Genomic DNA, 20,257 nt, shown 5'->3' with positions numbered 1-20,257 from the left:
AACATTCGCAGCCGACGAGATGTAGGGGTGCAGTTCCCTTAACCGCACCCCTACATCCCGCTCAGGAGGCAGACGGCTCCTGTGCGCGAAGGCGGCGGAGGACGAAGCGCTGGACCTTGCCGCTGGGGGTCTTGGGGAGGGCGTCGATGAAGTGGACGGCGCGCGGGTGGGCGTGGGCGGCGAACTTGGTCTTGACCAACTGCTGGAGCTCTCTGACGAGGTCGTCGGTCGGCGGGACACCGGGGAAGAGCACGACGTAGGCCTCGATGACCTCGCCGCGCAGGGGGTCGGGGGCGCCGATGACGGCGGCCTCGACGACGCTCTCGTGCTGGGCGAGGACGCTTTCGACGTCGAAGGGGCCGATGCGGTAACCGGACATGATGATGACGTCGTCGTCCCGGGAGGAGAAGCGGAAGAAGCCGTTCTCGTCCCTGCTGCCGGCGTCGCCGGTGAGGTACCAGCGGCCGTCGGCGGAGAAGCGTTCGGCGGTCTTCTCGGGGGCGTCGTCGTAGCCGGAGAACCACATCAGGGGGCTTTCCGGGACGCTGAGGGCGACCCTTCCGAGCACTCCGGCGGGGGCGGGCTCGTCCCGGTCATCAAGGAGGACCTCGGCGCTCCAGCCGGGGAGGGCCCTGCCCATCGAGCCGGCGGGCACGTCCTCACGGACGGCGTCGGCCCAGCCGTCGACGATCACCATGCCGTGCTCGGTCTGCCCGTAGTGGTCGCGGACGGCGGTGCCGAGCACCTGACGGGCCCAGTCGGTGACCTCGGGGGTCAGCGGCTCGCCCGCCGACGACGCGCGCCGCAGCCGGATCCCCTCCGGGGGCGGCGTGGACGAGGCGCGCAGGCCGCGGTAGACGGTCGGGGCCGCCGCGAAGTTGGTGACCTTGAAGGTCTCGAAGACCTTCCAGGTCAGTTCGGGGCTGAAACCGGCACGGAGCAGGATGTTGCGTCGGCCCGCGGCGAGCGGCGCGAGGATGCCGTAGTACAGGCCGTAGGCCCAGCCGGGGTCGGCGGCGTTCCAGAACACGTCGTCCTCCCGCACGTCGAGCCCGTACTCCAGGTAGGCGTGGAAGGATGCCAGCGCCTTGACCGGGACGGGGACGCCCTTGGGGGAGCCGGTGGTGCCGGAGGTGAAGATCTTGACGAGCGGCGCCTCCCCGCCCAGGACGACGGCCCGCCCGTCCGGCTCGTCGCCGGTGTAGAGCTCGAGCAGGTGGTGGAAGGAGAAGCCTTCGCGGGCCTCGTCGTCGACGACCACCGTCTCCCAGGGCTGCTCGGCGGGCATGTCCTCGCCGGGCGCCAGCTTGGCGGCCTGCCCCGCGTCGACGACCACGACCTTGGCGGCGCTCGCGTCCAGCCGCATCGCGATGGCGGGCGGCGCGAAGGCCGTGAACAGCGGCACGTGCACCGCTCCGCGCCGCCAGATGCCCAGCAGGGCGACGACGAGCTCGGCGGACTTGCCCATGAGGGTGGCGACGGCGTCCCCCGGCCCGACGCCCAGACCCGCCAGTGCCGCCGCGAACCGGGCCGAGTCCCGCCGCAGCCGCCCGTAGGTGAGGTCTTCGGAGGAGAGATCCTCGTGGACGACGGTGAAGGCCACCGCTTCGGCGGGGTGCCGGTCGCACAGCAGCTCCGCCGCGCAGGCGCCGGGGGAGGCATAGAGGGCGAGCAGCTCCTCGGCACGGTTCATGAAAATCCCTCACCTTCTGTCGTCGGGACGTTCGGGGCGGTATCCCTTTCGACCTATCCTGCGAGGTACATCACATCGAGACCACCCCCGGAAAGGGGTACCGGTATGCCCTCCGATCTGCTGCGCCCCTCCGACACCGACGCCTACCGCCAGGCCCTCCGCCTGCTTCGTACCCGCTCCGGACTGCCCATCGCCTTCGGCGGCCGGGTCCTGGACGGAGTCCTGACCCTCTCGGAGTTCCTCGGCGTCCGCACCTCCGGCCTGCGCGGCCTCGCCGTCGTCCCCGGCGCCGGCCTCGGCGGCAGGGTCGTCGCCGGAGCCCGCCCCGCCGCCGTCGCTGACTACGGCTCGGCCCGCTCCATCACCCACGACTACGACATCCCCGTCCTCGGCGAGGGCATCACCTCCGTCATGGCCGCCCCCGTGATCGTCTCCGGCGTCGTCAGGGGCGTCCTCTACGGCGCGGTCCGCGCCTCCACCCCCCTCGGAGACCGCGCCGGGGACGCCTTCGCCGACGTGACCCGCCGCCTGGCCGGCGAGCTGGCCGTCCGCGACGAGGTCGACCGCCGCCTGAGGCTCCAAGCCGCGGCCTCGGCCGCCGCGGGTCCCGCCACGCCCCCGTCCGTGACCGAGGAGCTCCGCGATCTCCACGCCGAGCTCCGGCGGATCGCCCAGGCCCTGGACGACCCCGCCCTCCGCGCCCGCGTCCAGGAGGCCTCCCTCCGCCTCGCCGACCTCGCCGCCCCGTCCGCGGCCTGCGAGCCCGTGCCGGTCACCCCTCTCACCCCCCGGGAGCTCGACGTCCTCTCCCAGGTCGCCCTCGGCTGCACCAACCCCGAGGCCGCGGCCCGCCTCTCCCTCCGGGCCGAGACCGTCAAGGCCTACCTGCGCAGCGCCATGCGCAAGCTCGACGCCCGCACCCGCCACGAGGCGGTCGTCTCGGCCCGTCGCAGGGGCCTCCTTCCCTGATCCCGAAAGCGCCCGGGCCGTTCGGTCGTCCCCCGGATCGGGCACCCGCCCTCCGGATCGGGCACCCGTCCCCGGATCGGGCACCCGCCCTCCGGGCTCCGGGCCGAAAGCCGCCTCGCGGCACGGGGACGCACCGGCCTTGCGGCTAGAGTTCGTGAACGAACGTTCATGAACTGGAGGAGGTCCCGTGGTCCGGCCCCGTACGACCAGCGACGAGGAGATCCTGGCCGCCGCCGCGCGCGCCGTCGGGCAGGTCGGGGCGGCGCGGCTCACGCTGGCCGCCGTCGCCCGCGAGGCGGGTCTGGCCCCGGCCACGCTCGTCCAGCGCTTCGGTTCCAAGAGGGGCCTGCTGCTGGCCCTGGCCAAGCACGGATCCGAAGGGGGCGCCTCGCCGTTCGAGGCCGCCCGCGCCGCGCACCGGTCGCCCCTCGCGGCGCTGCACGCGGCCCTCGCGGCCCTGGCCGCCCCGGTCGAAAGCCCCGAGCGGATGGCCAACAACCTGAGCTTCCTGCAACTGGACCTCACCGATCCGGAGTTCCGCGAGCACGCGGCGGCCGACGCCCGGCGCACCAACCGGCGCATCGCCGATCTCCTCACCGACGCCGTCGCGGCCGGCGAACTGGAGACGCGGGTGAACGTCCCGCGTCTGGCGCGCGCCGTCCAGGTCGCCTACAACGGCGCCCTGATCCTGTGGTCGCTCACCGGCGACACCCCCTTGAAGCAGGCCTTGCGCGCCGACGTGGACGAGGTGCTCGACCCGCACCGCTCCGCCTCCAGTTAGTAAACGAACGTGAATTTACTAACTGGCCCCGACTTGCTAGCGTTAGCGAACGGTCATTCACAAACAAGGGGGATGTATGTCCTTGCAGCGTTCGTTCACCGCCCACGTGTTCATCGGCGTCAGCCTGGACGGCTTCATCGCCCGCCCGGACGGCGACCTCGACTGGCTCACCGAACGCGGCGCGGCGGCCGACGGCGACCTGGGCTACCAGGAGTTCGCAGACGGCGTCGACACCATCGTCATGGGCCGCGTCACCTACGAGAAGCTGCTGGGCTTCGGCCCGGACGCCTGGCACTACGACGGCAAGCACGTCACCGTGCTGAGCACTCGACTCCCCGCCGACGCCGACCCGCGCATCACCGTCCACCGGTCACTGGAGGACCTGGTCGAGGCGCTCGACGCGCGTGGCAGCAAGAGCGTCTACGCGGACGGCGGCCAGGTCGTCCAGTCGTTCCTCCGAGCCGGCCTGATCGACGACCTCACCCTCACCACGGTGCCGGTCCTCATCGGCCAGGGCTTCCGCCTCTTCGGCGACCTCGACGCCGACATCCCCCTCACCCTGCGCTCGGTGGCGGACATGGGCGGCGGCATCGTCCAGTCCGTCTACTCGGTGGCCCGCTGAATCCTCTGGAGCGGTGACCCTCGTGCCGCCGGCGACCGCGTGCACGGGGGGAAGGCCCGCGCGGACTCCTGAACGAACCGGGATCGGTTCGCTGGAAGTCGAAAGGGATGCGCACCGTTCTGATGCCGCAGGTGAGGACCGGACCGCTCATCTCGGAGATTTCGTGTTCAACGCGGGAACGGTCCGGATCACGATCAGCTGCCTTATCACTCTGCCCGAGGCCTGCGGCCTTTCGACGCCTCCGCCGGGGAGGGGTCGCCGGGCGCGGCGGGGGAGGGAACGCTGGTGTCGTGGTGGTCGTAGGGGGTGCCGGTGATCCCGGCGCGGCGGGCGCGTGCGGCCACCGACGCCACGGCTCGCCTCTGCCAGACGTCGCCGTCCTTTGTGCGGCGTTCGAAACGGCTCCGGGCGCCGGGGAGGTGGTCGCCGATTCTGCGCAGCAGCACGTTGAAGCGGGTGGCGGCCCGGGCGAGGCCCTGCCAGGGCCGGAGCCGGACGTCCGCCAGAGGAGAGTCCCGGAGCAGGGCCCGGACCAGGGGCTCGCCGGTGAGGGCGGCGACCAGACCGAACACCGGGCCCAGCGCCTCGATCTGGAGCCGCCGTAGGCGGGGATCACGGCTGAGGAGGCGTTTGCAGACGGCGTCGACCGTGATCACGGTCCAGGGGGTCGGCCCGCCCGCGGTGAGGATCATGTGGTGGGCCAGCTGCATCCCCTCGACGGCGCCGCGGGGGACGAGTTCGTCGGCGACGCCCATCAGGTGGGCGATATAGGCCCAGTACAGCATGACGTCGTCCAGGTCGGCGGGGGAGATCCGCCGACCGCGGGAGTGGTCGAACAGCACGGGCATCAGCCCGAAGGTGACCGCGGCGCCCATCGTCATGGCGTTGGAGACGGGGTTGCCGTGGCGGGCGAAGTGCTCGTCCCCCCAGGCTCGGCGCAGGGCGAGCCGCGCCTGGGCGTGCATGAGCCGCACCCGGACGATGCTCTTGAAGACGGGGGAGCGCCGGTCCACTCCTCCGGGGCGGGTGACGTCGTAGAACCAGGTCGCCGTCTCCAGCTCCCGGCGCCGGAAGTCGGCGAGGAAACGGCGGGTCTGGCCGGTGGCCGAGGAGACCTCGGCTCCGACGAAGGTGCCCATGGCGTCGCTGAACAGCATGGTCAGCTTGCCCGACAGCGAGGAGTCGATCCACAGCCGGCGGCCCCGCTCCCAGCGGCGGGCGTCGAACCACTCCGGCGGGTCGTCCAGATGGCGGAACAGCTCCACGAGCTCGGCCGGCGGGTCGGCCACCGCTTCGATCCCCTGGTCGAGGGCCTGGTCGAGCATGCGGCGGCCCCGGGACATGCCGATCCCGCCGAAGGCGGCCACGACGGCGTCCATGAGTTCGTCGCCCTGCCACCGGTGGTCGTCGAAGAGCCCGGTCAGCGGGGTGCGCCGGGGTACGGCGTTCACCGGGATCCAGGGGGAGAACATCTCGTGGTGGGGCCTGGTCAGCCACAACGGCGACACCGCGGCGGCCTCGGGTCCGGGGCGCAGCGGCATCCCGGGCCGGTGGTAGTAGTCGAAGGGGTGCCGGTCGGCGGCCGCGGGGGAGGGCATGGCCGTGGGCATGGGGGCTCCAAAGGGAAAGGGCGGGCGTAGGCGGCTCGGCCGGTTCGGGTCAGGTCTGCCAGATCCCGTGTTCGTCCGGTGAGCTCATCAGCGTCCAGGCGTGCAGAGCGATCATGTAGTTGAGTGACTGGCCGGGGTCGTAGAGGTCGGGGCCGAAGAGGAGTTCCAGCCGGCGGATGCGGTAGCGGACGGTCTGGGCGTGGACGTGCAGGCGCTCGGCGGTGGCGGAGGTGCTGAACCCGCAGACGAACCAGGTGCGCAGCGTCTGGACGTGGACCGCCCTCTTCTTGGGCGGCTGCTGGGCCAGGGGCGCGAGCTGCCGCTCGGCGAGGCGGCGGACCGTTTCCGGATCGTTCATGATCATGAGGTCCGGGACGTGCTCCATGGCCGGGACCGGCCCGGAGGCGGTGATCACGCCGGTGGCGACCAGGTCGAGGGTGTGGCGCGCCAGCCGCAGGGAGGCCGCGGCCCGGGTCGGCTCGACGGTGGGGCCGAGGGCGGACGGTATCGCGTGCAGCATCCGGTGGAGCAGGGCCCCGCGGCCGGGTCCGTCGGGGTCGGGCACGAGGAGGCAGCCGCGGGCCGGGTGGACCAGGACGTCGGGGAGCAGGTGCCGGGCGGGCCGGCGTGGTCCCGGGGAGAAGGCGACCGCGGCGAGGGTGCGGGGCGGCGTCCAGCCGGCCTGGTCGGCTGCCTGCTTGAGCTGGAGCCTGGTGGGGCTGGAACGCAGCAGAAGCGTGATGAGCCGGCGCTGCGCCGGATCCGGATCCGGGTGGGATGCCTCGTTGTATCCCGCGGTGGCCGCGTCCTTGAGCCTGTCGGTGTAGGCGAACGCGCGGCGGGCCAGCAGCCCCGCCTCGTCGGGCCGGGCCAGGACGCCGAGGCGCAGGGCCTGCTCGGCGAGCCGCTGGACGGCCGTGCCGATCGCGATCTGCTGGGCGGTGTCGACGTCGTGCAGGGGCATGCCGTGGTCGGCGGCGGCGGCGCCCAGATGGTGGAAGAGCATCAGGGCGGTGGTCTCGGGATGCCGGGCCGGATCGAGGAACTGGACGATCGCGGTCTGGAGGGCGTGGCGCAGCCCTTCGGGCACGCGGCCCGCGTCGGCGGCCTCCTCGACGGCCGCCCGCGCGATCGAGGGAGCGGCCCGGTACAGCCGGTCCAGCGCGCGGGCGTCGACGGGAGGAGCGCTGGGCAGCCGGTGGAGAGCGATGGTCACAGCCGGTGTCCTCTCGGTGCGGACGCGGCGGGCCGTGCGAGGCCGACCGCGTGGCGGGGTATCGCGGCGATCGCGAGCACGGACAGGAAGAGGCCCAGGAGCACCAGGTCCCACCGGTCCGGCCAGGGTTCGGCGTAGACCGTCAGCGCGGCGACCAGGAGGTAGGTCTTGGCGGTGGCGGTGGCGACCAGCCCGACGATGACCAGGCGGCAGCGCTGCAGCGCGATCTGCAGCTGGCCGAGCGCCAGCGGCGTCGCCAGCAGGAACAGGTAGGGCTGCGGTGACGCCAGGAGCCCGGCCGGGTCGGTCCACCGCTCGGCCATGCCCTTGAGCATGAGCTCGGCGGTCCCGGTGAGGAGGCCGACGCTGACGGCCAGGGCGACCCCGTTGGTCGGGCGGCGGTGGGAGCCCTTGCGCGCCAGGTCTCCGAGCAGGAACGCCAGGGTGGGCAGCAGCAGTGAGGGGACGGCGACGGCGACCACCTCCTGCGCCGTGGGGGCGCTCTCCCGGGCCTCCGCGGAGGCCCGGGAGAGCGTGATCAGGGCGGTGGCGGCGGCCAGGAGCGCCACCGAACCCCACTCGCGGGGGCTGAGGCGCTCGCCGCGCCCCAGGAGGGCGAGCACGAGCAGGGTGGCCAGACCGGCCATGAGCAGTGGCTGAGCCTGCAGGAGGGTGAGCTCGCCGAGCACGCTGACCTGTAGGAGCGCCCCGCTCACCAGGATCAGCGCCCCGGCCGCCCACAGGCCGTGGGTGGCGAGGGCGAGGGACAGCTGGACGGGCCGGACGCCGCGCAGTTCGGGCATTTGCCCGGCCGCGGTCTTGAAGCAGGCGAGTCCGGTGAAGTACACGGCGGTGGACGCGACGGTGACGTACTGGTCTGTGTAGGGCATGCTCGTGCCTTCGCGCCGCCCGCGGCCCTCGTGGGCCGCGGGCGGTCGGTCCGGGATCAGGGCCGGTAGGGGTCGAGGATGTCGAAGGCGTTGGGCTTGCCCTGGGCGTAGCGGGCGTCGTCCTCCTTGAAGAAGCCGTCGAAGGCCGGGGGCTGCCAGAGGTCGAGCAGCTTGGCCTTGGATCCGCCGGAGCCGGAGGCGTCGATGATGGCGTTGGCGGCCTTGCGGCCGGCCTCGTTGGCGCCCTCCATGGTGGCCAGGTTGATGTTGGCGCGCACGTAGTCGGCGGCCAGGAACAGGTTGGGGAGCCTGGTCGTGGACTCGGGGCGGAAGTTCCAGGAGCTGGGGCTGTTGATGAGCAGCGGCTCGTCGTTGGCGGCCTGGGGGGTGGCCAGGCCGGTGATGGCGGGGTCGATGAACCAGGAGTGGATGAGGGAGTCCCGCAGCTTCAGCCCGCCCCACGGGACGGCCTTGCGCAGCTGCGCGAGGACCTCCTCGATGATCTGCTCGGGGGTGCACTCCTTGGCCGGCTTCTTGTAGATGATGCCGGGCCTGTCCCAGGCGGACAGGTCGATGGACAGGCAGTCCTTCACGGTGCCGTCGCCGTAGGTCCGGGCGAAGTCCTTCTTCCAGAACTGGCCCTGGCTGATCGAGGTGAGCGCCCAGGGCTGGGCGGCGTAGGCCACGTGGCCCTTGCCGAGATCGACCGGCTCCTTGAGGTAGAGCATGATGCCGTTCATCCAGTCCGTGGTCAGCTGGTTCAGCACCCGCAGGCTCGGGTCGGCGGCCAGGATGTCGGCGTTCAGCAGCGGGACGGCCCGCTCCAGCGGCACCGCCAGGACGTAGTGGTCGGCCTCGACCGGCTCCGCCCCGTTGAGCACCGCCCCGCTGATCTGCCCGCCTGCGACCTTCAGCTCGGTGAGGGTCTTGCCGATCTGGAAGTCGACGCCCAGGTTGCGCAGGTGCGCCATCCACGGGTCGATGAGCGCCTCATTGGTGGGGGCGTTCAGCAGCCGGTCCGGGGCGCCGTAGCCGCCCAGGCCCAGCGTGCTGTAGACCCACGCCTCGGCCATCAGGCCCATGGTGTGGGCGTTGGCCTTGTCGGGCTTGGCGGCGACCAGGGTGCTGGTGAACATGTCCACCAGCAGCTCGCTGTAGCGGTCGGACTTGCCCTGCACCTTGACGTAGTCGGCGAAGCTCATGTTCTCCCACTGCTTGAGCCGCCGCTGCGGCCCGCTGGTGACGAACACGATCATCTTCTCGAGGAAGAACGCGACCTCCCCCGCGGGGACGTTGCCGAACACCTTGACGGCCGTCGACAGGAACGTCAGCAGCGAGTCGGGGCTCAGCGTGCCGAGGATGCTTCCGCGGGCGGGCAGCACCATCTTGGTCCCGTTGTAGTAGGCCGAGACCTCCTTGCCGTCGACGAAGTTGTCCTTCAGGTTGCCGCCGCCGGGCCGCGGGACGCGGGCCATCGTGTCGGGCAGGTTCTGGTAGAAGCCGGGGAAGAACCGGAAGCCGTGCTCGGCGGGCAGGTCCTGGCGCCCGCCGGTGGCGGTGCCGGTGAAAGGCATGCTGCGGCACTTGCCGCCCCAGGCCTTGCGTTCGTAGACGGTCACCTGGAAACCGCGCTCGATCAGCTCGTGGGCGACCGTCAGGCCGCCCATCCCGCCGCCGAACACCGCGACACGTCTGCCGGGCGCCCTCCTGCCGCGGGCCCGGGAGGATCTCGACGACGCGGAGGCGGACCCGCCGAAGCCGAGGGCCGCCGCGCCGGCGGTGGCCAGGGCGCCGGTGACGAAGCCGCGCCTTCCGACTTCCGGGCTCTCGCTCGACGGGGCGGCGGAGGTGCTCTGTTCCTCCATGGTGCGCTCCTCTGAAGTGGGGGGAGATAACCGACACTCATGTCGGTTATGGCCCCTCACTATGGGGAGGAGGCGGCAGCGGGTCAAGGGTCCGAAAGGGGGATCGCGGTGGAAGGGATGTCCGGAACCGGACTCAGGGGCGCGGCCCGAGGCCGGACGACAACAGCCACATGACCCCTTCCACCAAGGTGGAGCGGGGGACCTCGGGGCGGTGCTCCCACCACTGGGCGACCCCGTCCATGCCGGTGATGATGAACTCCACGACGGCCTCGGCCCCCGGCTCGGCGGGGTCCACGCCGATCTCCCTCATGTCCTGGGCCAGCATCGCGGCGACCGCCTTGGTCCGGGCCTCGCGGATGCCCCAGCGCACCGTCCGGATCTCCGGATCGTCCTCGCTCGTGGGGTCGAACAGCAGTTTCCTGGCCTCGGGCCGGCTCTGCGCGAAGCCGAAGTAGGCGTCCACGGTGTCGCGCATGCGCTCGCGCGCCGTGCCCCTCCCGGTGATCCGCGCGCCGATGTACTCGACCAGCGCCGTGTTCTGCTCCTGCAGGACCGCCAGCAGCAGCACCCGCTTGGACGGGAAGTGGTCGTACATCACCGTCCGCGCCACTCCCGCGGCCTTGGCTATCTCGCCCAGCGAGGCGGCGTGGTACCCCTTCTCCGCGAAGATCCTCAGCGCGGCCGCGGTGATGACAGCCCGCCTGGCCGGTCCGCTCATGCGGCTTTTGGGTGCGCTCTCCACCATGGTCCGTCTTTCTCTTGTGTGTTACTTTCGCGCAACCGACATTAGTGTCGGTTGACCTGACGATCAGAGGGGAGTCTCACATGGGTCGCCGAGAACTGTCGATCGCCGTCGTCGGAAGCGGGTTCAGCGGCATCGCCCTGGCCGTCGGCCTGAAGAAGGCCGGCTTCACCGACCTCACCATCTTCGAACGGGGCGACGGCCCCGGCGGCGTCTGGCGTGACAACACCTATCCCGGCGCCGCCTGCGACGCGCCCTCCCACCTGTACTCCTACTCGTTCGCGCCCAAGCCCGACTGGACGCGCCGCTTCGCCGAACAGCCGGAGATCCTGGCCTATCTGCGCCACTGCGCGGAACGCTTCTCCCTGCTCCCGCACTGCCGCTTCGGCAGCGAGGTCACCGAGGCGGTCTTCGACGGCGCCGCGCGCCGCTGGCGGGTCCGCACGGCGCGGGGAGAGGAACGGGAGTTCGACCTCCTCGTCGCCGCATGCGGCCAGCTCGGCAATCCCGCCGTCCCGAGCCTGCCCGGCCTGGACTCCTTCACCGGCACCGTCTTCCACTCCGCGCGGTGGGACCACGACCACGACCTTACGGGCGAGAAGGTGGTCGTCGTCGGCAACGGCGCCAGCGCCATCCAGTTCGTCCCCCTCATCGCCCCCGACGTCGCCGACCTCACCGTCTTCCAGATCGAGCCCAACTGGATCAGCCGCAAACCCGACCGCGTCTACCCGCGCCTGCGGCAGCGCCTCAACCGGCGCCTCCCACTCGTGCAGAAGGCGTCCCGGCTGGGCATCTTCCTGTGGTTCGAGCTGCTGCTCAACCCCGCGCTGACCGCACCGGCCGGACGCCGCCTGCTGTCGGCCCACATCCGGGCGCTGTGCCTGTTCGCGCTCAGATCGGTCAAGAACCCGGCTCTCCGCCGCGCCCTCACCCCCGACTACGAACCGGGATGCAAGCGCATTCTCACCTCGAGCGAGTACTACGACACCTTGAACCGGCCCGACGTCCGGGTCGTCACCCGGCCGATCACCGAGGTCGCCCCCGACGGCGTCCGCACCGCGGACGGCGTCCATCACCCGGCCGACACCATCATCTGGGCCACCGGCTTCCGCTCCCAGGACTTCGTCGCCCCCATGCGCGTCGTCGGATCGGACGGCGTCGAGCTGAACACCGCCTGGAAGGACGGGGCCCGCGCCTACCTCGGCATGGCCGTCGCCGGATTCCCCAACTTCTTCCTCATGTACGGCCCCAACACCAATGTGGGCTCGGGCTCGATCGTCCACATGCTCGAGAGCCAGGCGGCCTACATAGTCCAGGCCGCCGAACTCCTGGCCGGCGGCGCCGGCAGCCTGGAGGTCCGCGACGACGTCCTCGACGCCCACGACGCCGCCGTCCAGCGCCGCCTGTCCACCACCGTCTGGAACCAGGGCGGATGCGACAGCTGGTACCTCGACCCGACGCGCCGCAACACCAACAACTGGCCGGGCTACATGACCGGCTACCGCCGCCGCACTCGCCGCCTCGACCCGTCGGACTACCGCCTCCTGCCCTGACCGCCGGCCCGGCCCGCCCTCACCGAGGGCTTCGGCGATGCGCTGCGACAGGCACCCTCCGGGCGTGTCCGATTCGTACAAGACCTCGGGCGGCCCGCCCGGTTAGGTTTCGGCGATGGAGAGCGGAACCGACATCGACATGGTCCTGCGGCCCGGCCGTCCGGGGTACGACGACGCGCGGATGGGGCTGAACCGGGCGGCTCCGGGGCGGCCGGCCTGCGTGGTCGCGGCGACCCGCGAAGAGGACGTGGTGGCCGCGGTGCGGATGGCCGCGGAGCAAGAGAGAGCTGTGGGCGTGCTGGCCACCGGCCACGGGCCTTCCGTGCCCGCAGACGACGCCGTCCTGGTCGACACGAGCCGGATGGACGGCGTCGGGGTCGACCCGGCCCGCGCGACGGCATGGGTCGAAGCCGGGACGCGCTGGCGGCGGGTACTGGAGCACACCACCCCGCACGGGCTGGCTCCGTTGAACGGCTCCAGCCCTGACGTGGGCGCCGTCGGATATCTGACGGGCGGCGGCGCGGGGCTGCTGGGCCGTCGGTTCGGCTTCGCCGCCGACCACGTACGGCGGCTGCGCCTGGTCACCGCCGACGGGCGGTCACGCGAGGTGACGGCCGAGACCGACCCCGACCTGTTCTGGGCGGTACGCGGCGGCAAGGACAACTTCGGCCTGGTCGTGGGCATGGAAATCGACCTGTTCCCCGTCTCGCGGCTGTACGGGGGAGGGCTGTACTTCCCGGGCGAGGCCGCCGCCGAGGTGCTGCACGCCTACGCGGACTGGACTAGGTCCGTCCCCGAGGAGATGGCGTCCTCCGTCCTGCTGGTCCAGAACCCCGACCTGCCCGACGTGCCCGAGCCGCTGCGCGGGAGGTCCGTCGCCCACCTCCGCTTCGCCTACAGCGGCGAGACGGCGGAAGGCGAGCGCCTGATACGGCCACTGCGCGAGCTCGGCCCCGTCCTCCTGGACACCGTTCGGGACATGCCCTACGCCGAGGTGGGGACGATCCACCACGAGCCCACCTCCGCGCCGTACGTGGCGCACGACCGCAACGTGCTGCTGAGCGAGCTGACCGGCGACACCGCCGCCGTGCTCGCCGACCTGGCGGGACCCGCTGCGCAGGCTCCGTTCGTCACCGAAATCCGGCACTTCGGCGGCGCCTACGCCCGCCCTCCGAAGATCCCCAACTGCGTGGGCGGCCGTGACGCGTCCTTCTCCGTCTTCACCGGAACCGTCCCGGAGCCCGAGAGCCTCCGGGCGCGTGACGACCTGCTGGCCAAGCTGCGTCCGTGGAGCACGGGCGGAACGAACCTCAACTTCTCCGGCGTTGAGGACACCGATCCGGCGCAGGTCGGGTCCGCCTACACCGCGGCCGACTTCGACCGCCTGAGAACCCTCAAGGCCCACTACGACCCCGGGAACGTGTTCCGGATCAATTTCAACATCCGTCCGCGCGAATGACCCGCGGACGGAGACGATCCGGCCGGTGAGGAGGGCCCTGGCAGCCTCGGCTGGAGCCCGGCCGGTCGTTCGCCCGGGTCACCAGGACGCGAGGGTCTTGACCTCGGCCGGATTCAGGGCGCGGCGGTAGACGACGGCCTTGTCCAGAGCGCCGGGCCAGTGGCCGCCTTGGCGGCGCGTCCACAGGTGCACGCCCAGGTGAAGGGGCTTCGTGGACTTCCAGGTGGAGATGTGCCGGGCGGAGGCCTGGAGCTCGCCGTCGACGTAGAGGCTGATCTGCTTGGAGGCGGGATCGTGGACGCCGACGACGAGATGCCAGTGGCCGGGCTCGGGCGCGATGGCGGAGGCCGCGGTGTCCACAAGCGGCTCGAACGTGTCGGCGCGGGGCATGGCGAAGTGCCAGCCGTTGACTCCCCAGGTGGACTTGTACTGGAGGAGGAAGGCCGAGGCGTTCTCGCCGGGGATGCTGGCGAGCGTGACGTCGCGCCGCCCGGCGGCTTCGTGGCCGGAGAAGCGGGCCCAGACGGCGATGGTGAAGGCCTGCGTGGGGTCCAGACCGGGGACTTCGGCCGTGGCGTGGCCGGAAAGGCCGTCCAGGGTGAGGACGCCGTCGTGTTCGGCGGGGGTCTCCAGTGTCGCGTTGCCCATCAGGCCGGGGGCCGGGGAATCGTTGGCGCTGAACTGCCACCAGGCCGCGGCGTCGGGTACGGGCGGCGGCGCGCCGGTGGCGGTGGTGGCCGGTGCGGAGGCGGGGGCCGCCTGCGGTTGCCGCTGAAGGGCCTGCGTGTCGCCCGAACCGGGGAGCGCCCAGACCATGATGGCGGCGACCGCGGCCAAGGCCGTGACGCCTGCGATGAGCGGCAGTCGCTTGTGCCTCGAAGGACTGGCCGACGCCGACCGTGTGGAGGAAAGAGCGGTGATGGCCTGGTCGGTCGCCTGGGCCATGGAGGCGGCGTTGGGCCAGCGGTCGGCGGGAGCCTTGGCCAGGGCCCGTCGGATCAGGGAGGCCGCGGCCGCCGAAACGCTCGAGGGGAGCGGCGGCGGCTCTTCCGTGAGGTGTTTGGAGACGACGGCCGTGGGGGTCGGGCCGTCGAAGGGAGGACGGCCGGTGAGGCACTCGTAGGCCACGACGCCGAGGGCGTAGAGGTCCGTGACGGCGGTGACGGGACCGCCGTCGGCCTGTTCGGGCGCGAGATAGGACGGGGTGCCGACGAACTCGCCCGACCGGGTGGGCCTGGGACCGTCCGAGGACACGGCGATGCCGAAGTCGACCAGGGTGACGGTGCCGTCGGGGTCGAGCACGATGTTGGCCGGTTTGATGTCCCGGTGGACCATGCCGGCGGCGTGGACGGTGCTCAGGGACCGGGCCACCGAGGAGACGAGGGCGAGGGTCTCGGATTCGGTCAGGGGCCCTGCGGCCAGCCTGCCGGCGAGGGTCAGGCCGGCCACGTGCTCCATGACCAGGAAGGCGGAGCCGTCGGAGGAGGCGCCGAAGTCGAGGATGCGGACCATGCCCGGGGACCGGATGGCGGCCAGGGTGCGGGCCTCGCTGAGGAAGCGGTCCGAGACCCGGGGAGTCTCGACACGGATGGTCTTGACCGCCACGGGACGGCCCAGAAGAAGGTCCATCCCCAGCCAGACGGCTCCCCGGCCGCCCCGGCCGAGCATCGAGTCCAGGCGGTACCGGTCGTTGAGGACCTGGCCGACGGCCACTCTCGCCTCCGTGCTCCCTTGAGATCTTTAGGAGGACATCATGTCAAAGCAAAGAGGCTGGTCACGCCGAGAACGGGCCCCGCGCTCCGAGAGCCCTCAAAGCCCGCTGCGGCCCCGGGATCCGCGGGGGGAGTCGCCGTAGACGGTGAGCCAGATGGCGCGGCCCAGGGAGCGGGCGACCTGCTCGTCGCCGCCGGTGTCGTCGTCGCGGCAGTGCATGGAGATGGTGCGTTCCACCATCCAGGTGAGCAGGGCGGCCGTGGTGGGGGAGTCGAGCCCGTGCCCGACGGCGCCGGCCCGGCGCTCCTCCTCCAGGCGTGCGCGGGTCAGGTCGGTGAAGCGGTCGAGGCGGGCCTGGTAGTAAGCGGCGACGTCGGGGTCGTAGGCGGAGAGTTCGCTGACGGCCAGGAGGACCCACCGGTTGGCGCGGTACTCGGCGATCATGCGGGCGATGGCCTCGGAGACGCCTTCGGGGCCGGTGGAGTGGTCGCTGCGCCACCAGGCGACGGCCGAGGCGAACATGCCCTGGCCGCCCTGCTCGGCCAGGGCGATGAGCAGGCGGCTCTTGTCGGGGAAGTGCAGGTAGAACGTCGAGCGCGGGACTCCGGCGGCCTCGGCGATGCGCTGCACGGGAAGCTCGGTGTAGGGGGTTCCGTCGGCGACGAGCCGGTGGACCGCCTCCAGGACGCGGCGGGCCACCTCGTCGCGGCGTTCCCGTACGGCGCGGGAGCGCGAGATCGGGGGCACGACCCCGATCCTACCCGGCCCGCCCTTTTCTGGACAGTGTGTCGACAGTCTGTTGACGGCGTGTCCAAAAGGGCGCACACTCCGGACGTCACCCGATATATCCCCCTTCGGGTGTCCTTTCGAGGAGGTGCAAGGTGCCCCCACGCCGTCTCACCGCCATCGCCTGCACGGCCGCCTCGCTGGCGGCACTGCTGCTCGGCCCCGCGACCCGGCCCGTCTCCGCCCGGGACGGGCTCCCCCTCACCGACATCAAGCGCTCCGACCTGACGCTTGTGCCCGGCAAGCTCGCCGAGCCCGCCGACGACGGGCCCCACCCCGGCTCGTGGACCGAATGGTGGTACGCCCACGTCATGGACCCCGCCACCAAGCGGACGTTCATCGCCATGCTGTTCACCGCCCCCGCGCCGATGGGCCTGATCTTCTGGTATCCGGAGAAGGGCCAGAAGCTGATAGTCCCGGCGCTCACCGGCGAGGTGACCGCGACGGACCAGCCCGCCGTCCGCAGCAGCGTCGGGAACCTCGTCTGGGACACCGAACGCGAGACCTACCGCCTGACCTGGAACGGCGGATTCGCCGAAGCCGACATCTGGTTCGAGAACGCCGTGCCGGGCGTCACCGGAGGGCCGATCGAGTACGACGGCGGCCAGAAGATGTACTGGACGTCCCCCGTCGCGACCAGCCACGTCAAGGGCTGGCTGAAACCGCCCGGCGGAAAGCGGATCAGCGTCGACGGCTGGCGCGGCTACCACGACCACAACTGGGGCCCCTTCAACGTCGTCGACCAGCGCTACTCCGGCTGGGAATGGGGCGTCTCCCACGAACCGGACGGCAGCGCCACCCTGCTCGGCGGCGTCGTCAAGGGCGACGGGACGTGGCAGGGCGTCGTCGGCCGCGCCACCCCGTCGGCGACGTACGGGTGCATGGCCACCCTGAAGCTGTCGGACTGGAAGACGCACGGCCTGTTCACCTATCCCGGCACGACCAACGCCTCCTGCCCGAGTTCGCTGCTGGCCACGAAAGAAGGCCTCACGGGGCGGATGCCGGCCGTCGACGTCGACTTCCACGTCGTCGACCCGGTGATCATCGACGTCGGCCTGTTCGCCCTGCCCGAGTCGCTGGGCCGCACGACGCCCGGCTCCCTCGGCCTGATCGAGCACATCCGCACCCTTCCGCCCAGGATCAACCCGTGAAGGGCCCGGAGATGAACCCCTCGCGCCGCCGCGTCCTGGCGGGGAGCGCCCTCGCCCTCGCCCCCGCGCTGCTTCCCGCGCCCGCCCTCGCCGCCGGGCCGAAGCGGGACGTGGCGGTGCTGGGCGGAGGGATGTCCGGTCTGGCCGTCGCGCAGGAACTGGTCGAACGCGGCTTCAACGTGTCGGTCTACGAGCGCAAGGCCCTGGGAGGCAAGGCCCGCAGCCTCCCCGTACCCGGCACCGGGACGGGTGGACGCCTTCCTCTGCCGGGCGAGCACGGCTTCCGGTTCTTCCCCGGCTTCTACCGGCACGTGACCGACACGATGCGGCGCATCCCCTTCCCCGGCAACGCCGGAGGGGTGCGCGACAACCTCGTCGACATCTCCGCCGGACGCCTCTCCCGCAGCGGAGGCCGCGCAGATCTGGGCGTCCCCGACCTGAAAGGCGGGGGAGGGATCGACGTCGACTGGCTCCGTGAGACCTTCACCGGTCTCCTCCAGCAGGTCACCGCCCTGCCCGCGGCGGAGATCGGCTTCTTCGTCAACCGGTACATCGTCTACGTGACCAGCAGCGAGGACCGGCGCTACGGCCAGTGGGAGAACGTCTCCTGGTGGAACTTCATCCGGGCGGAAGGCAAGTCCGCCGAGTACCAGGCGATCGTCGCCAAGTTCCTCACGCGCGGGCTCGTCGCCGTCAAGGAGGAGGTGGCCAGCACCCGCACCGTCGGCAACATGGGCCAGGCGTTCCTGCTGTCGGCCGCCGGCCTGGGCACCGACGGCGACGCGGGCCTCGCACGGATGCTCAACGCCCCCACCAACGAGGCCTGGATCGACCCCTGGACGCGGCACCTGCGCGAACTGGGCGTGAACTTCCACCTGGGCCAGACGGTCGAGGCCCTGGACGTGAAGAACGGCCGGATCGACGCGGCCCGTACGGTCGACGCCGCGGGGAAGCGCCACCGCATAGACGCGGACTGGTTCGTCTGCGCCGTCCCGCCCAACCGCGCCGTCGACCTCTGGTCCCGCGAGGTCCTGGCCCACGCGCCCGAGCTGGAGGGCACCAGGCACCTGCACACCGACTGGATGAACGGCATCCAGTTCTACCTGCGGGAGACCCCGCGCGGCCTGGGCGAACTCCTGAGCTTCATGGACTCGCCCTGGCAGCTCACCGCCATCCTGCAGAGCAGCATCTGGAACCGCGACTTCACCCGCGACTACGGCGACGGGAACGTGGCGGACTGCCTGTCCCTGGACATCTCCGACTGGGACGCCCCCGGCATCCTCTACGGCAGGCCCGCCAAACAATGTTCTCCCGCCGAAGTGGCGAAGGAGTGCTGGGCGCAGATGAAAGCCCACCTGGAGGACACCGGAGCCTCGGTGCTCCCGGACGGCGTCCTGCACTCCTGGTTCCTGGACCCCGCCATCACCTGGCATCCCGGCCTCGGCCGCAACACCAACGACGAACCCCTGACCGTCAACACCATCGGCACCTGGACCAGACGCCCCAGAGCCCGGACGGGCATCCCCAACCTCTTCGTCGCCGGCGACTACGTCCAGACGAACACCGACCTGGCCACCATGGAATCGGCCAACGAATCAGCGAGAGCCGCCGCCAACGCCCTCCTGGAGGCCGCGGACTCCCCGGCCGCCCCGGCCGAGACCTGGAAGCTCTACCAGCCCCCCGAACTCGACGCCCTCAAAAAGCTCGACGCCCAACGCTACAAAGCGGGCCGCCCCCACCTCTTCGACGTCTGACCGGAGAGACCGGTCCTCTCCGAAGCCGGACGCGATGGCCGAGTGGAGGCGGCCGCGAGGGGTTTCACCTGGTGCCGGCGAGGGTGGCAGCGGTGGTGGTGCGCGGCAGCAGCTGGACGAGGCAGGCGAGGGCCAGGGCGACGATGATCAGGTAGGCCAGCCCGTGCTGGAAGGCGTGGGCTGTGCCGCCGGGCAGGGCGCCGTAGAAGACGATGCCCACGATGCCGACTCCGAGTGCTCCGCCCACCTGCTGGGTCGCGGTGAGCATGCCCGCGGCGGATCCGGCGTGCTGGGGGGAGACCCTGGCCAGGACGGTACCCATGATCGGGGCGAGGGCCAGACCCATGCCGACCCCGTCGAGGGTCAGGGCGGGGACCAGCCAGCCGAGCGGCGCGTCCAGGTGGACGGCGAGCAGGACCAGGGCGAGGCCGGCCGCCCTGGTCAGTCCGCCGAGCGCGACGGTCTGGCGGCCGAGACGTGCGGCGAGCCGGGGGGCGAGCGAGGAGGCCGCCAGGTAGCCGATCCCGATCGGCACGAAGATCAGGCCGGCCTGGAGGGTGTCCAGGCCCCGACCCTCCTGGACGTAGAGGGCAAAGATCAGGAAATAAGCGGCCATGCCCATGGTGAAGGCGAGCTGGGCGAGCAGGCCGACGGTGAAGGCGCGCTCGCGGAACAGGGACAGATCGATCAGAGGCGAGGCGTGCCGTCGCCCGGCGTAGCCGAGGAGGAGCGCGCCGGACGCGGCGAAGGACAGCCACGTCCACCACGGCCAGCCCTGCTCACGACCCTCGATCAGGGGCAGGAGGACCGCCGTCAGCGCGAGGGTGATCAGGACGGCGCCGCCGGAGTCCAGGCGCGCGGCACCGTCCTGACGGCTTTCCGGGACCACCCGCCGGGTCAGTGCCAAGGCGGCCGCGCCGATCGGCAGATTGACCAGGAAGCAGGCGCGCCACCCCGCGCCGAACAGGTCGGCCTGGATGAGCAGGCCGCCGATGAGCTGGCCGAACACCGCGGCCAGACCCATCGTCAGCGCGTAGAGGTTGACGGCTCTGACCTGGGCGGGCCCGCTGTAGGCGGTGCGCAGGATGGCCAGCACCTGCGGGGCCAGGAGGGCGGCCGCCGCGCCTTGGGCGACACGGGCCGCGACCAGCGTCGCCGCGTCGGGGCTCAGTCCGCACACGGCCGAGGCGAGCGTGAACAGGGCCAGGCCCAGGGCGAACATCCGGCGGCGGCCGAAGACGTCGCCGAGCCGCCCGCCCAGGATGAGGCACGAGCCGTACGCCAGCCCGTATCCGGCGACCGTCCACTGGATGGCGGAGGCGCTCGCGTGCAGGTCACTCCGGATGGGGGGAACGGCGACGTTGACGATGAAGAAGTCGAGGATCGTGATGAAGACACCGGCCAGCACGACGGGGAGGGTTCCCGCGCGAACCATGAGAGCTCCTGTAGATAG

The 20,257-nt window shown here is 71.7% G+C and carries 16 protein-coding genes; 7 read left to right on the top strand and 9 right to left on the bottom strand.

Annotated elements, in window-relative coordinates; translation table 11 throughout:
• Positions 1–61: 61 nt before the first annotated feature.
• Positions 62–1,693, bottom strand: a complete 1,632-nt coding sequence (locus ABD327_RS11795) for an AMP-binding protein (protein ID WP_344450350.1) — start codon at positions 1,691–1,693, stop codon at positions 62–64.
• Positions 1,694–1,798: 105 nt separating this feature from the next.
• Between ABD327_RS11795 and ABD327_RS11790 the strand changes: the two genes are divergently transcribed.
• From ABD327_RS11790 to ABD327_RS11780, 3 genes are all read left to right on the top strand, one after another.
• Positions 1,799–2,662 carry a helix-turn-helix transcriptional regulator gene (locus tag ABD327_RS11790; protein ID WP_344450349.1) on the top strand — a complete coding sequence of 288 codons (864 nt, stop codon included), beginning with the start codon at positions 1,799–1,801 and terminating at the stop codon, positions 2,660–2,662.
• Between the two features lie 187 nt (positions 2,663–2,849).
• Entirely contained in the window at positions 2,850–3,443 is a 594-nt protein-coding gene (locus ABD327_RS11785) for a TetR/AcrR family transcriptional regulator (RefSeq protein ID WP_344450348.1), read from the top strand.
• A 76-nt stretch (positions 3,444–3,519) separates the two neighbouring features.
• Positions 3,520–4,065: a dihydrofolate reductase family protein gene (locus ABD327_RS11780; RefSeq protein WP_344450347.1), complete on the top strand. Its 546-nt coding sequence runs from the start codon at positions 3,520–3,522 to the stop codon at positions 4,063–4,065.
• A gap of 206 nt (positions 4,066–4,271) precedes the next feature.
• Here ABD327_RS11780 and ABD327_RS11775 read toward each other — a convergent pair whose 3' ends face one another.
• The 5 genes from ABD327_RS11775 to ABD327_RS11755 all read right to left on the bottom strand — a co-directional run bounded on the left by ABD327_RS11775 (position 4,272) and on the right by ABD327_RS11755 (position 10,391).
• Positions 4,272–5,675, bottom strand: coding sequence for an oxygenase MpaB family protein (locus ABD327_RS11775; protein WP_344450346.1), 1,404 nt, complete (start codon positions 5,673–5,675; stop codon positions 4,272–4,274).
• 49 nt (positions 5,676–5,724) lie between these two features.
• Positions 5,725–6,891: a PucR family transcriptional regulator gene (locus tag ABD327_RS11770; RefSeq protein WP_344450345.1), complete on the bottom strand. Its 1,167-nt coding sequence runs from the start codon at positions 6,889–6,891 to the stop codon at positions 5,725–5,727.
• Positions 6,888–7,781, bottom strand: coding sequence for a hypothetical protein (locus ABD327_RS11765; protein ID WP_344450344.1), 894 nt, complete (start codon positions 7,779–7,781; stop codon positions 6,888–6,890). The genes ABD327_RS11770 and ABD327_RS11765 overlap by 4 nt, the downstream gene beginning before the upstream one ends.
• A 56-nt stretch (positions 7,782–7,837) precedes the next feature.
• Entirely contained in the window at positions 7,838–9,646 is a 1,809-nt protein-coding gene (locus ABD327_RS11760; protein ID WP_344450343.1) for a hydroxysqualene dehydroxylase, read from the bottom strand.
• Between the two features lie 133 nt (positions 9,647–9,779).
• Positions 9,780–10,391, bottom strand: a complete 612-nt coding sequence (locus ABD327_RS11755) for a TetR/AcrR family transcriptional regulator (protein ID WP_344450342.1) — start codon at positions 10,389–10,391, stop codon at positions 9,780–9,782.
• Between the two features lie 80 nt (positions 10,392–10,471).
• Between ABD327_RS11755 and ABD327_RS11750 the strand changes: the two genes are divergently transcribed.
• Entirely contained in the window at positions 10,472–11,941 is a 1,470-nt protein-coding gene (locus ABD327_RS11750; protein ID WP_344450341.1) for a flavin-containing monooxygenase, read from the top strand.
• Between the two features lie 115 nt (positions 11,942–12,056).
• Positions 12,057–13,400, top strand: coding sequence for an FAD-binding oxidoreductase (locus ABD327_RS11745; protein WP_344450340.1), 1,344 nt, complete (start codon positions 12,057–12,059; stop codon positions 13,398–13,400).
• A 78-nt stretch (positions 13,401–13,478) separates the two neighbouring features.
• Here ABD327_RS11745 and ABD327_RS11740 read toward each other — a convergent pair whose 3' ends face one another.
• Positions 13,479–15,113, bottom strand: coding sequence for a protein kinase domain-containing protein (locus ABD327_RS11740; protein ID WP_344450339.1), 1,635 nt, complete (start codon positions 15,111–15,113; stop codon positions 13,479–13,481).
• Positions 15,114–15,209: 96 nt separating this feature from the next.
• A complete protein-coding gene (locus ABD327_RS11735) occupies positions 15,210–15,860 on the bottom strand; it encodes a TetR/AcrR family transcriptional regulator (protein ID WP_344450338.1) in 651 nt (216 codons plus the stop codon).
• A 134-nt stretch (positions 15,861–15,994) separates the two neighbouring features.
• Here ABD327_RS11735 and ABD327_RS11730 point away from each other — a divergent pair, with 134 nt between their 5' ends.
• Together ABD327_RS11730 and ABD327_RS11725 are read left to right on the top strand one after the other, a co-directional pair.
• Positions 15,995–17,050, top strand: coding sequence for a hypothetical protein (locus ABD327_RS11730; protein ID WP_344450337.1), 1,056 nt, complete (start codon positions 15,995–15,997; stop codon positions 17,048–17,050).
• Entirely contained in the window at positions 17,047–18,804 is a 1,758-nt protein-coding gene (locus ABD327_RS11725) for a hydroxysqualene dehydroxylase (RefSeq protein WP_344450336.1), read from the top strand. The genes ABD327_RS11730 and ABD327_RS11725 overlap by 4 nt, the downstream gene beginning before the upstream one ends.
• Before the next feature lie 64 nt (positions 18,805–18,868).
• On the opposite strand, the gene ABD327_RS11720 is transcribed toward ABD327_RS11725, so the two are convergent.
• Positions 18,869–20,239, bottom strand: coding sequence for an MFS transporter (locus tag ABD327_RS11720; protein ID WP_344450335.1), 1,371 nt, complete (start codon positions 20,237–20,239; stop codon positions 18,869–18,871).
• Between the last annotated feature and the right edge of the window lie 18 nt (positions 20,240–20,257).

The organism is Actinocorallia aurantiaca, from assembly GCF_039533685.1.
GTDB classification, from domain to species: domain Bacteria; phylum Actinomycetota; class Actinomycetes; order Streptosporangiales; family Streptosporangiaceae; genus Actinocorallia; species Actinocorallia aurantiaca.
The sequence above is the reverse complement of the archived record's forward strand: the minus strand, read 5'-3'. Positions and strand labels throughout refer to the sequence as shown.

What these genes read in the sequence shown, in the direction of transcription:
- ABD327_RS11720 (WP_344450335.1), bottom strand. Translation starts at nt 20,239, where the DNA reads ATGGTTCGCGCGGGAACCCTCCCCGTCGTGCTGGCCGGTGTCTTCATC.
- ABD327_RS11750 (WP_344450341.1), top strand. Translation starts at nt 10,472, where the DNA reads ATGGGTCGCCGAGAACTGTCGATCGCCGTCGTCGGAAGCGGGTTCAGC.
- ABD327_RS11765 (WP_344450344.1), bottom strand. Translation starts at nt 7,781, where the DNA reads ATGCCCTACACAGACCAGTACGTCACCGTCGCGTCCACCGCCGTGTAC.
- ABD327_RS11790 (WP_344450349.1), top strand. Translation starts at nt 1,799, where the DNA reads ATGCCCTCCGATCTGCTGCGCCCCTCCGACACCGACGCCTACCGCCAG.
- ABD327_RS11745 (WP_344450340.1), top strand. Translation starts at nt 12,057, where the DNA reads ATGGAGAGCGGAACCGACATCGACATGGTCCTGCGGCCCGGCCGTCCG.
- ABD327_RS11780 (WP_344450347.1), top strand. Translation starts at nt 3,520, where the DNA reads ATGTCCTTGCAGCGTTCGTTCACCGCCCACGTGTTCATCGGCGTCAGC.
- ABD327_RS11760 (WP_344450343.1), bottom strand. Translation starts at nt 9,646, where the DNA reads ATGGAGGAACAGAGCACCTCCGCCGCCCCGTCGAGCGAGAGCCCGGAA.
- ABD327_RS11775 (WP_344450346.1), bottom strand. Translation starts at nt 5,675, where the DNA reads ATGCCCACGGCCATGCCCTCCCCCGCGGCCGCCGACCGGCACCCCTTC.
- ABD327_RS11755 (WP_344450342.1), bottom strand. Translation starts at nt 10,391, where the DNA reads ATGGTGGAGAGCGCACCCAAAAGCCGCATGAGCGGACCGGCCAGGCGG.
- ABD327_RS11795 (WP_344450350.1), bottom strand. Translation starts at nt 1,693, where the DNA reads ATGAACCGTGCCGAGGAGCTGCTCGCCCTCTATGCCTCCCCCGGCGCC.